Source organism: Pedobacter sp. GW821-FHT01D05 (assembly GCF_059422505.1).
Window position 1 is genome coordinate 448,014 of the sequence record NZ_JBWKXA010000001.1, and the last position, 12,388, is coordinate 460,401.

Annotated in this window: 11 protein-coding genes; 6 read left to right on the forward strand and 5 right to left on the reverse strand. The window is 37.7% G+C overall.

Annotation, left to right across the window (positions count from 1 at the left end; genetic code table 11):
- Positions 1-77: 77 nt before the first annotated feature.
- Positions 78-770 (reverse strand): DUF4397 domain-containing protein, encoded by a 693-nt coding sequence (locus AC07VK_RS01800; protein WP_492955849.1) that lies wholly within the window; start codon positions 768-770, stop codon positions 78-80.
- 167 nt (positions 771-937) lie between these two features.
- Positions 938-2,560, reverse strand: coding sequence for an ABC-F family ATP-binding cassette domain-containing protein (locus AC07VK_RS01805; RefSeq protein ID WP_492957920.1), 1,623 nt, complete (start codon positions 2,558-2,560; stop codon positions 938-940).
- Positions 2,561-2,963: 403 nt separating this feature from the next.
- Between AC07VK_RS01805 and AC07VK_RS01810 the strand changes: the two genes are divergently transcribed.
- From AC07VK_RS01810 to AC07VK_RS01830, 5 genes are all read left to right on the forward strand, one after another.
- Positions 2,964-3,644 carry a hypothetical protein gene (locus AC07VK_RS01810; protein WP_492957922.1) on the forward strand — a complete coding sequence of 227 codons (681 nt, stop codon included), beginning with the start codon at positions 2,964-2,966 and terminating at the stop codon, positions 3,642-3,644.
- A gap of 324 nt (positions 3,645-3,968) precedes the next feature.
- Positions 3,969-4,529, forward strand: a complete 561-nt coding sequence (locus AC07VK_RS01815) for a HEAT-like fold family protein (RefSeq protein WP_492957924.1) — start codon at positions 3,969-3,971, stop codon at positions 4,527-4,529.
- Between the two features lie 102 nt (positions 4,530-4,631).
- Complete coding sequence (locus AC07VK_RS01820) at positions 4,632-5,207, forward strand: nitroreductase family protein (RefSeq protein WP_492955851.1); 576 nt, start codon at positions 4,632-4,634, stop codon at positions 5,205-5,207.
- A gap of 71 nt (positions 5,208-5,278) precedes the next feature.
- Positions 5,279-5,647: a DUF1801 domain-containing protein gene (locus AC07VK_RS01825; protein WP_492955852.1), complete on the forward strand. Its 369-nt coding sequence runs from the start codon at positions 5,279-5,281 to the stop codon at positions 5,645-5,647.
- Between the two features lie 46 nt (positions 5,648-5,693).
- On the forward strand, positions 5,694-6,146 hold the full coding sequence (locus tag AC07VK_RS01830; RefSeq protein WP_492955853.1) for a 3-oxoacyl-ACP synthase: 453 nt from the start codon (positions 5,694-5,696) through the stop codon (positions 6,144-6,146).
- 125 nt (positions 6,147-6,271) lie between these two features.
- On the opposite strand, the gene AC07VK_RS01835 is transcribed toward AC07VK_RS01830, so the two are convergent.
- The 3 genes from AC07VK_RS01835 to AC07VK_RS01845 form a co-directional block, all read right to left on the reverse strand.
- Complete coding sequence (locus AC07VK_RS01835) at positions 6,272-7,441, reverse strand: DUF3298 and DUF4163 domain-containing protein (RefSeq protein ID WP_492957926.1); 1,170 nt, start codon at positions 7,439-7,441, stop codon at positions 6,272-6,274.
- Between the two features lie 97 nt (positions 7,442-7,538).
- A complete protein-coding gene (locus tag AC07VK_RS01840; RefSeq protein WP_492957928.1) occupies positions 7,539-8,402 on the reverse strand; it encodes a polysaccharide deacetylase family protein in 864 nt (287 codons plus the stop codon).
- Positions 8,403-8,429: 27 nt separating this feature from the next.
- Complete coding sequence (locus AC07VK_RS01845; protein WP_492957929.1) at positions 8,430-9,308, reverse strand: polysaccharide deacetylase family protein; 879 nt, start codon at positions 9,306-9,308, stop codon at positions 8,430-8,432.
- Positions 9,309-9,484: 176 nt separating this feature from the next.
- Between AC07VK_RS01845 and AC07VK_RS01850 the strand changes: the two genes are divergently transcribed.
- Positions 9,485-11,992 (forward strand): S9 family peptidase, encoded by a 2,508-nt coding sequence (locus tag AC07VK_RS01850; RefSeq protein ID WP_492955858.1) that lies wholly within the window; start codon positions 9,485-9,487, stop codon positions 11,990-11,992.
- The last annotated feature ends 396 nt before the right edge of the window (positions 11,993-12,388 follow it).

The following is a 12,388-nucleotide window of genomic DNA, read 5'->3' on the forward strand; positions in this document are numbered from 1 at the left end:
CAAATTTAAGAAAAATAACACCACCCAATTTTTTGAGTGGTGTCAGTTTTCGTTTCCACAGGTAGAGTGAAATATTTTTATTTATTTGTCATCACTGATAAGCCAACTCCAGTACTATCGGTTTTGCTCGATAAGCCTTTAGCCCAGATGGTATAAATTTTACCTTTTTCGATTTTTACAGCTGGTAAACTAACTTTAACTGTTCCGCTTTGCTTTAATTGGAAAGTATAACTATCGTTTGGTGCAATATTGCTAAAAGTGGTGAACTCTTTAAATGCTTTTGCTGTAAATAAAGGAGCATCTGTACCTGCAATTGCTAAATCAAATGGGGCAGAACCCGGGCTTAAGTTTACAAAACGAACTTTAGCCTTATCCGTTTCAGGTGCTTTTAAATCATCTTCCAGGATTAAAAGTTTTGTTGATTTTAAAGTATCTACTACGAAAACCGAATAAAATGATCCTTCTTTTAACGTAGCCGTAGCGGTGGTTAAATATTTTAAAGAATCCTTTTTAGCAACACCCACCAATCTTGTTCCTGGATAAGCGGCATAGTATCCTAAATCTTTAGTGTAGGTAAAGCTGTTTATTTTTTGGTTATCCAGGATAAAATCCAACGCGCCTGTTCCAGGTGATGCATGAACAAAGCCAATACCAGCAGCTTCGATAGGGTCGTTGTTAAAGTCTTTTTTACAGGCAGTTATCGTTAAAGCTATCGCTAAGAGAGAGAGTATAATTTTTGTAGTGCTAAAATTTTTCAAATTCGTTTTCATTTTAATGTTTTAAATCAATTTTTTGAACAAAATTGGTTAATGGCCATTAACGCTTTTTTCTTGTAAAACGATTAACGGAATGAAAACGCTACAGCAGATGCGATTTTTTATAAAGAAAAAGCCACATGGATGCATGTGGCTTCTAAATCAGTATTTTAATTGAAGAACTAAGAATACATTTCTTCTCTTAGTTTTGCAACATCGCTGCTGTTGATATATTCATCGTAAGTCATCAGCTTATCAATAGTACCTTTCGGTGTGATTTCTATAATGCGGTTGGCAACGGTTTCGGTTAACTGGTGATCTCGTGAGGTAAACAATATCGCGCCTTTAAAATCTTTCATACCATTGTTCAGTGCCTCGATAGATTCCAGATCTAGGTGATTGGTTGGCTCATCAAACATTAACAGGTTGGCTTGTTGTAACATCATTCTAGAGAACATACAACGCATTTTTTCGCCCCCAGAAAGCACTTTTACGTTTTTAAGTACCTCTTCGCCCGAGAATAACATACGGCCTAAAAAGCTGCGTACAAATTGCTCATCGGCATCGGTACCAGAGTACTCACGTAACCAATCTACCAGGTTTTCATCTTTACCGGCAAAATATTCAGAGTTATCGTTCGGGATATCTGCGGTACTAATGGTAACACCCCATTTAAACTCTCCTCTATGATCTGCATCTCTGCCCGTTAAAACATCATAAAATGCTGCGGTAGCTAAACTATTCTGAGATAATACAGCAATTTTATCACCCTTATTTACCATGAAGGTAACTTTGTCGAACAAAACACCATCGTTTCCATTTTTGCCCAGGTTTTCTACCTGTAAAATCTGGTCACCAGCCTCACGACCGGTATTATTGAAGATAATGGCTGGATATTTTCTGCTTGACGCTTTAATTTCGGTGATATCAATCTTATCTAAAGCTTTCTTACGAGAAGTTGCCTGCTTTGATTTAGATGCATTTGCACTAAACCTGCGGATAAATTCCTGTAACTCCTTTACCTTATCTTCCATTTTTTTGTTCTGGTCGCTTCGCTGTTTTAATGCCAACTGACTAGATTCGTACCAGAAGGTATAGTTACCGGTGTAAATGCTCATTTTAGCGAAATCGATATCCACAATATGCGTACATACTGCATCTAAAAAGTGCCTATCGTGCGATACAACCAATACAATATTTTGATAGTCGGCCAAAAAGTTTTCTAACCAGGCAATGGTTTCGATATCCAAATCGTTGGTAGGCTCATCCAGTAATAAAATATCCGGATTACCAAATAGGGCCTGTGCCAATAACACACGTACTTTCTGCGTATTGTCTAGCTCTTTTAACAATTTATAGTGGTTATCTTCGGTAATGCCTAAATTGCTCAACATGGTTGCCGCATTGCTTTCCATGTTCCAGCCGTCCATTTCGGCAAAAAGATTCTCCAGCTCTCCGGCGCGTTCGCCATCTTTCTCCGAGAAATCTTCTTTCATATAAATGGCATCTTTCTCTTTCATAATGGCATAAAGTTCTTTATGACCAATCATTACGGTTTCTAATACCGAAAACTCATCAAATTCGTAGTGGTTTTGTTTTAAAACCGCCATTCTTTCGCCTGGAGTAAAAGCCACACTACCAGAAGTTTGGTTAACTTCTCCCGATAAAATTTTTAGAAAAGTAGATTTACCTGCGCCGTTAGCTCCAATTACGCCATAGCAGTTGCCCTGGGTAAATTTTAGGTTAACATCTTCAAATAATGTGCGTTTGCCGTATCGTAACGATAAATTAGAAACTGAAATCATGCTATAATTGAAATAAGCCGCAAAGATAGGGAAAAAGGTTGAGGGTAAAAAGGCGGAAGGAGCAAAGGTTGGGATTAATAATTTGGAAATGAAGGTTGAGGGTGCAAAGGCATTTGATTGTTGGAAGGGTATGAAATGGAGGGTTCCGTTCTTTTTTGGGTAAGCAGTCCCGTTATCCGCTTTATCCCGATGAAACCTGTGAAACAAGCAAGCACACCATAAAAAACAGCAAATAGTGCTTAAATCGGGATGCCCGCTACTATCGGGTTTAGTTAATAAAGGGGAGAAGCTTTTGGCCAATGGATTAAAGCCTCAAACTAACAAGATTAATACATGGTTATTCATTCTTTTTCTCCATGTAATTTTAGTATTTTAGTGATACACACAAAAAAATGAAATCAATATGAAAAAGTTAACGCTAGGCATTATCATGTCTACTATTTCCGTTGTGGCTTATGGCCAAGAATCCGAGTATAAATATAAAGTTGATTTTTTTGGCGATACCATTCTGGTCGATTCAAAAGATAACACCATCGGCAAACAGAAGAAAGACTTTTTGGGCAATACCATTATTGTAGATAAAGATGGTAAAACTATAGCCAAGCAAAAGCAGGATTTTTTCGGCAATACAATTTTAGAAAATGAAGCCGGAAAAACTGTAGGTACACAAAAGAAAGATTTTTTTGGCAACAGGGTGTTAGAAAGTGAACGTGATCAAAATCTGGTGCCAAAGCCGTTAAATGGTTTGGTTCCTGGTGATGGGAAAACAGAAGTGGCTATCAAACAAAAAACAGATGTTTTTGGTAATACCATTATTGAAAACGACCGTGGTCAGATCTTAAATGTTTATAAAACAGATATTTCGGGCAATATCATCATAGAAGATGGCAATGGCAAGGTGATAGGCAAGCAGAAAAATAATATTTTTGGCGATACCGTTGTTGAAGATGACCATGGAAATGTATTAGCTAAGTATAAAAAAGATGTATTTGGTAATACAGTTATAGAAGACGTTAACGGTAAGAAGAAGGGAATTTTTAAAATCGATATTTTTGGAAATAAATCTTTTGTTCCAGAACATTAAAGGGTATTGATTATTTAATAAATTGTTTCAAAAGGGGGGCGTCATTCTCGCGCATGGGGGAATCTTAGTTATCCTCGATGGGCACTTTGTGGTTCCCAATCAGATGAGGCCGTCTCCATAAATTTAGAATTGTCATCCTGTCCAAAGGACTCCTACGGAGAGCTTGTCGAAGGATCTGTTTTAAATCTCTAAAAGGCGTTTCGACAACCTGTTCCGATTCTTCGGGAGGCTCAACGTGACAAATTCGATTGAATTACATTTATAATACAGCTTCATGACGATTTATCTCAATGTACTTTGTCGTAAAATATTTATTTTAGTCCCATGCCAAATCATGCCCTGCTCGAAACCGTAAAAACTACCCTTCAGAAAAGCAAAGTAGAAAAGTTAGCTGCTATAGCTTCTGAAGACACCTTTTCGGTAAAAGATCTGATCGATTTAAGTTTCTATCATGATGAACAGATTGGTTTCAGGGCCGCATGGATTTTAGAAAATGTGTATACTGCCCATCAGCAGAGATTTCTGCCTTACGTATTTTATTTTTTAGAGAAATTTCCACAACAAAACAATTTGTCGGCATTGAGGCATTATGTCAAAATTATGGCCTTTATGACGAAGAAGAATGCCTCAGTAGAAATTAAGAAAATCCTTGCCGGTTATGATACCGATCATTTGGTAGAAGTTACTTTTGCCTGGTTAATTGATGAGCAGATTCCTGTAGCCGTAAAGTCACATTGTTTAAACATTTTGGCCAATTTAAATGTCGAACACAGTTGGATTAAGGAAGAACTGCTGCAAACCATGGATTTTCTGGTAGATAAAGAAAGTATTGCTTTTTTTGCAAAGGTTAAACAGATTAGGAAACAGTTATCAATTAGCAGTTAACAGTTTATAATTTGCAATTAATAGTTTGCGGTTTTCAGTTAATTAAACGTCAAATCTAGCCTTAAACCTTCTGCCTTCCGCCTTTTACCTTATATTTACCAAATGAGTACAACATACGATATCATTTCAAAAGTTATAAAAGAACGTCGCAGTATTTTTCCTGCCAGCTATATTAAAAAAGAAATTCCGGTTGAAGTAATCAACCAGATTTTAGAAACTGCCAATTATGCCCCAACACATAAATTAACCCAGCCCTGGCGTTTTGTTGTGATCAGAAAAGCGGGATTAACGAAACTTGGTGAAGAACTGGGTAAATTATATAAGGAATTGGTTAGCCCGCAACAGTTTTTACAGAAAAAGTACGACAGCTTTGCCGAAAAAACGAGTCAGGCCGATTGCATTATTGCCATCAATATGCAGGTGAGTGGTAAAATACCAGAATGGGAAGAATTAGCAGCAGTTGCATGTGCTGTTCAAAATATGGCTTTAACTGCTGAAAGTCTGCAGGTTGGCGCTTACTGGAGTTCTCCACCTTTAATTGACAATTTGGGTGATTTTTTAAGCCTGGGCGAAAATGAAAAGTGCATCGGTTTATTTTACATGGGCTATCATAACGAAAAACCCTGGGCGCCAAACCGAACTTCGATGGAAGAAAAAGTGAGGTGGATTGAAGAGTAGTTCATTGGTTCATTAGTCAATCGTTAATTGGTAGATGCGGTTAATCGACTTCAGACTACGGACTGAAGACTATGGACTATACATCATCTTACATTATGCTAAATCCTTTGGATAACTATTTCGAAAAAAAAGATGAACCTCTTAAAAGTTGCCTTCAATATTTAAGGTCGCTTTTAACAGGCTATGCTGATATTACAGAACATTGGAAATACGGAATGCCTTTTTATTACCATAAAGGAAAAATGTTCTGCTATCTTTGGACACATAAAAAACTCCATCAGCCTTACATTGGTTTAGTGGATGGAAATAAAATTGAACACGAAGATTTGTTGCAGGAGAAAAGAGCCAGAATGAAAATTTTATTGATTAACCACCTCGAAGATATCCCCAAAAAGAAAATCGAATCTATTTTAAAACGGGCCTTTGCCTTAAGGAAATAGTTTATCTTCCATTTAATATCACCCGTTTACATTACCCATTATTATAATGTCTGCATTAAAATCTAAACTTTATCAGCTTTGCTTAACTTTTATTCAAAATAGGATAGAAAACATTGAATATTCGCTGCAACAGGCCAGGCAAGCTTCGAACGATGATACAAAAAGTAGTGCAGGCGATAAATACGAAACTACGCGCGAAATGATGCAGCAGGAGATGGACCGCAACAGTAAATTACTTTACGAAGCAGGACAGCAGAAAATTGCATTGCAGCAGATCGAAAATGTAGAATCAGATCGCCTGGTTAAAAACGGAAGTTTGGTTTTAACCTCAGAAGGTAATTTTTATATCAGCATCAGTGCAGGAGAGCTTAATACCGATGGACAAAAATTCTTTGCGGTATCGCAGGCTTCGCCAATCGGGCGGTTTTTAATTGGAAAAGCAATAAATGAAAGCTTTAAGTTTAATGGTAAGGAATATTTAGTGAAAGGCATATTATAAAAAGTCGTCATCTCGACTGGAGCATAGCGGAATGGAGAGATCCGTCTAGGAAGATTTCTCGACTTCGTTGCACTGTGCTCGAAATGACGACAATTTATTATAGCGATCTTCTTAAACTTCGCGAGCTATCTAATTCCCATCCTTTCTGCAAAAGCTGGTACCAAATAAGTCTTTAAATCCGAATAAGGGATAAATACAACAATCTGCCCTTGTGCATAACTCGCTACTTCATATGGGTTGTACATAAAAGCAATTCCGTTCGCATTGAAATAAAAATTTTTGTTCGGCTTTATAAAGTCATCAAAAAGAACAGTGCTCAGTGCATCTTTAGTTTTAATGTTATATTCTTTACGAAGATTGCGCTCTAAAATGCTTTGTAAGGTATTCGAATCAATTTTGATGATATCGCTAAGCACCAACTGTTTTTTGTTTTTTACATCTAAACAGAACATTAAGCTGCTATAATTGCCATGCGCGCCACCGGTATAAGCATCAGCAAGGAAATCGATCACAACATAACCATTGTCATTGTAATTGACCGATTGCTGACTGTTATTAGTGTAGTTCATCCATGCCTGGAAATCGTCGCCACGGCTATTTTTTGATTGCTCGGTAACTTGGGTCTTATAATCTTTAAAATAAGCGGTGGCTATATTTTTAAAGCCTATAGAACGGTCAACAGTAGATTTTACACCCGATATTTTTTTAAGCTCCGAGTTTAACCAGTTGCCGTATTCATCCTTGTTTTTGCTTTCCAGGTATTCAAAACTGATTTCGGCAGCAGGCGATTTTGGTTGATCCACAAATGCCTTAATTGAGTCTTTGTAAATCCCGGCGCTGAACGGATAACTACCCTCAGGATACTTTTCTGTTAAAGCAATCGGAAACTTTTTGGTTTTATCGCCACTTTCCCAATTGCCATTAAAGCCACTTCCATTCCACTTTAGGGCCAAATGCGGCGATTTAAAATCCTGAGTGAAATATGATTCATAAAAACTATACTCAGTAAGTACAATGCTATCTTTCCCGATTAAAGTATCGGTTGATAGATTAAGCCATGAGCCGTCATAGTAATAGGTACCACTTACATCATCATCAACCTTTTGCAAATGCATCACTACTTTTTTGCCTGCAATGGTACCTTCCAATCTCTTGTAAAAACTTTCTGTAAGTTCTGCCTTTGCATTCGCTGTACTATCATTTGCAGTTTCAGCGGTATTGGCCCCATTTTTTTGGTTGTCACAGGCAGATATAATTAGTAATCCGAAAAGGAAAAAATGCAAATAATATTTCATAGCGATGGTATAAAGTTTTAGTGTTGCTAAATTCGAATGTTGAAACGTTGTGCTTAACCTTTCAACATTCTAGCACTTTAAGCTTTAAACCTCTTTGCTATGATTTTGTTTTATTAAAACTCTTGTTAATACTGTAATATAAGTTTTTAGCAGTGTATCTTCCCGGATCAATTATTCTCCTAATGGTATAAAGCGGGTAATTTTCATCCCGTGCTGTTGAAAGTATAAATGCTGCTTTAAAACCATGTTCTTTTAGCTTGTGTAAAGTTGAAGCCTTAAAAACACCATAGGGATAAGCGAAATACGCTACTTTTTTCCCTGTAATTTCTTCCAGTTTTTTAGTTGGTGCATCTATTTGGGTTGTCCAGTCGGCATCGGTAAACTGAGCAAAATTTTTATGGTCGTAGGTATGGCTGGCAATCGTATTTCCCTCGTCAGCTAATTGTTTTATCTGTTCTTTAGTCATGTAATTGATCCGCCCTTTTCTGCCGATCGATACCGTCATAATAAAATAAACGCCTTTAAAGCCGTGTTTTTTCAATGTTGTATTCCCAATCGTAAATTGATCTTCATCCGTATCATCGAAAGTAATCATGATTGGTTTTTCGGGCAACTTGGCACCGTAAACCAGATAATTATATAACTGATCGGGTAAAATAGAATGGTAACCACTATCGGCCAGCATTTTCATGTGCTCTTTAAATTTATCAGGGGCAATAATGTCGTCGTGCGCTCTTTTGCTATCGCTGGCAATGTTGTTTCTAATCTGGTGGTAACACAGAACGGGCACCTCTCTGCGTGTCAGAATGGTTTTGTTATCGGCAGGTTTAGTATTTGCCGAATCTATTTTAACTTCCTCAGTAGCAGCTTTTGCTGTAGTTTTTCCTTTTGAAGCATCAGATGATTGGCACGAAGCAAAAAATAATGTAGAAGCAGCGCTTAAGAGCAGAAAATTCTTCATATTCATTTAATAACGTTGTACGTCTAATTAAAAGCTGTTTTTAATGCTGTTGCTTAATGTTTTTGGCGACCAATAACCACTGGCAATAATCCGGCGGATCGTAAACAACGGATCTTTTTCGTCGCGTTTGGTTGATAATTGATAAGCCATTCTAAAACCACGTTTTTTAAGCTCAGGGATACCTTCTGCATTCCATAAGCCAAAAGGATAGGCAAATTCTGTCATCTTTTTACCTGTAATTTCTTCCAGTTTTTTGGTTGGTTTATCCAATTGCTCTTCCCAATCCTTACCTGCATATTTTTTAAAGTTTTTATGATCGTAAGTGTGGCTGCCAATCACATTTCCTTCGTCAGAAAGTTGTTTAATCTGCTCTTTGCTCATGTAATCTACAAATTTGCCTTTTTTGCCGATCGAAACGGTCATGATGAAATAAACGGCTTTATAACCCAGTTTATCTAAAGTAGGGCGCACAATGGTAAACTGATCCAGGTCAGTATCATCAAAAGTTAGCATAATGGGTTTGCTCGGTAGGGCCGCACCAGTGTTCAGGTAGGCATAAAGTTGATCGGGTAAAATGGTATGGTAACCGCTATCGGCCAGCATTTTCATCTGGTCTTTAAAATTCTGGATTTCTACAATATAATCTTTACCTACTTTTCCATCGGTTGGCTTCCAGTTTCTTACCTGGTGATAACATAAAATAGGTACCTGTTTCCGGGCTAAAATGGTTTTGGCATCGGCAACCTTTATTTTCGAAACGTCAACGGTTGTTCCTGGACTTTCTGCAGTTTTGCTGGTTTGTGCAGTAGAATCTTTCGTAGCAGAATTTTCTGTTTGAGATTTAGACTGGCAGCTGGCAAATAAGATTACTCCGGCTGTTATTAGGGTTAAAAAGCTGTATTTCATTATGTGGATATATAGCTACAAAACTATAAAATCTGTCAATTATTTAACTATCAAAATAAATTGTGTTAATAATTATTTTCCGGTGCATAAAATTGTGCTAACTATCGCTTTTATTACACATTAAAGCCTGCTTAATATGCTATAATTAAATAATTTAGCGGCTCAAACAAATTTTGATGAATAAACTTTATAAACTCCTGTTGTGTGCGCAGTTTTTATCCTTAACTGTAGCCGCACAAAACAAAACATTTACCCTAACCGAAAGTCTTCAGCCACAGCCTAAAGCAAATTATCAGCTTGCATCGCGTTTTTCGCCAAATAAGTTGAAAAAAATGGTTTATTCTACGGCTGTAGATCCGCATTGGCTAAAGTTAAGCAACCGTTTTTGGTATACTTTCGAAAGCCCGAAAGGAAAATTCTGGTACCTTGTAGATCCTGCATCAAAAAGCAAAAAGCTGATGTTTGATAATGCTAAACTGGCAGCAGATATTACCCTGATTGTTCGCGATCCATTCGATGCCGAACATTTACCGCTTGAAAATCTGAAATTTGCTGCTGATGAAAAAAGTATTTCTTTCGAAATCAAAAGCACGGTCGATGAGTTGAAAAAAGACAGAAAAGATAAAAAAGCGGCAGATTCTATGCAGAAGAAAATATTTTCTTTCAAATACGAACTGGCCAGCGCGAAATTAACTGAGGTGCCAAACTTCAGTAAGCCAAAGCCAAAACCATCATGGGGATCGGTAGCGCCAGATTCGTCGGCCATTATCTTCTCCCGTAACTACAACTTGTATTGGATGGATAAAGACAACTACAAAAAAGCGGTCAAAAATGAAGATGACAGCACGATTGTAGAACATCAGCTCACTAAAGACGGTGTTAAATTTTATTCGTATGGAAGTGACGGCGATGGTGAGAACAACGTAGAGAACGAAAAAAACAATAAAAAACGACGCGGTGCTTATGTACTTTGGTCGCCGAATTCGAAATATTTCGTGTTGGACAGAACCGATTCGCGTAAGGTTAAAGATCTTTGGGTAATTAATAGTGTTACACCTGGCCGTCCGACGTTAGAAACCTATAAATATCAGATGCCGGGAGAGGCAGAAGCCCCTCAGGATGAAGTTTTATTGTTCGATTTTGCTGCAAAATCTTATAAAAAACTGAGTGTTGCCGCTTTTAAAGATCAAAGTGTTTCAGTTTGGAGCAAACCATCATTAAATAAAGACCGCGATAACGAATTCCGTCCATCTATTTGGTTGGGTAACGATAGCAGGTTCTATTTTTCGCGCACCAGCCGCGATTTAAAACGTATCGACATCGGTACGGTTGATATTGCCAGCGGAAAAGTTACGCCTTTAATCGACGAACGTTTTAATACCTATGTTGAAGTTAACCGCCCAGGTTTGGTAAATGACGGCAATGAACTGATTCATTGGAGTGAGCGCGATGGTTGGGCACATTTTTATCTTTTTGACGGAAATGGGAAGCTGAAAAATCAGATTACCAAAGGCGCTTTCCACTGCGAGAGTATTGTAAATATCGACGAGAAAAAACGTATCCTTTATTTTACGGCAAATGGAAGGGAAAGTAAAGAAGATCCTTATTACTTACATTTATACAGCATCAATTTTGATGGCTCGAACATGAAACTGTTAAATGCAGGTGATTTTGACCATGTGGCGAATATGAACGATAACAATACTTTTTTTGTTGATAATTATTCGAGGGTAAACACAGCGCCAAAGGCGACGCTTTATAACGGAACCGGAAAAAAAGTGATGGATCTTGAAACTACAGATCTTTCATTATTAATAACAGCAGGTTACAAATTCCCTGAACCTTTCAAAGTAAAAGCAGATGACGGAATTACCGATCTGTACGGCGTAATGTATAAACCTTTCGATTTCGATCCTAATAAAAAGTATCCGGTTATTGAATATGTTTACCCAGGCCCACAAACCGAAGCTGTAAACAAAGCTTTTAGTAAGAGCATGGACCGTACGGAGCGTTTAGCTCAATTTGGTTATATCGTAATTACAGTAGGTAACCGAGGTGGAAACCCTTCTCGTTCTAAATGGTACCATACTTATGGTTATGGCAATTTGCGCGATTACGGTTTGGCAGATAAGAAAACTGCTATTGAGCAATTGGCAGCCAAATATTCTTACATCGACGAATCGAAAGTGGGCATTACAGGTCACTCTGGAGGTGGTTTTATGTCAACCGCTGCTATGTTGGTTTATCCTGATTTCTTTAAAGCTGCGGTTTCGAACGCAGGAAACCACGATAATAGCATTTACAACCGCTGGTGGAGCGAAAAACACCACGGGGTGAAAGAAACCATTTCGTTAAAGGGCGATACCTCATTTAAATACAGCATTGATAAAAACCCTGATCTGGCCAAAAACTTAAAAGGACATTTGTTATTGATGCACGGTGATGTGGATAACAATGTGCATCCAGCAAACTCTATCCGTGTGGCCAATGCTTTAATGAAAGCTGGTAAACGTTTCGATTTCCTGATTATTCCTGGCCAGCGCCATGGCTTTGGAGATATGACGGAGTATGCTTTCTGGAAGTTGGCTGATCATTTTAACAAATATTTAATCGGCGATTTTTCTGAACCAAGTGATGTTGATCTGGTAGAAATGGACAGAGATATCGAACAGAACGGAAAATAGTTTTGAATACAATAATTATTGCAATGGCCTGTGGAAACGCAGGCCATTTTTTATAACGATAAGTCGTCATTGCGAAGCTAATTTCCTTGCCATGGTTTGTGTCCTCACAAACCATTTTATAATTTTTTGGAAAGCAGGCTCAGGTAGTTCTTCGGTTATTTCAGCCCTGCTATTGTCTATAGTCCCGATTTGAAATTTTCTTAAATACAATATTGGTTTAAATCGGGAGCTATTTGGCGCTATCAGGTTTGGTTAACTTAGGGTTGTGTTCCAAACTTAAACCTTTCTATTGCAACTTTTTTCCCGCCATGGTTTGTGTCCTCACAAACCATTTTGTTATTTATTTAACCACAGATAAAAAGGATGAACACAGATTCATCCGTGTTTGTCAGTGTT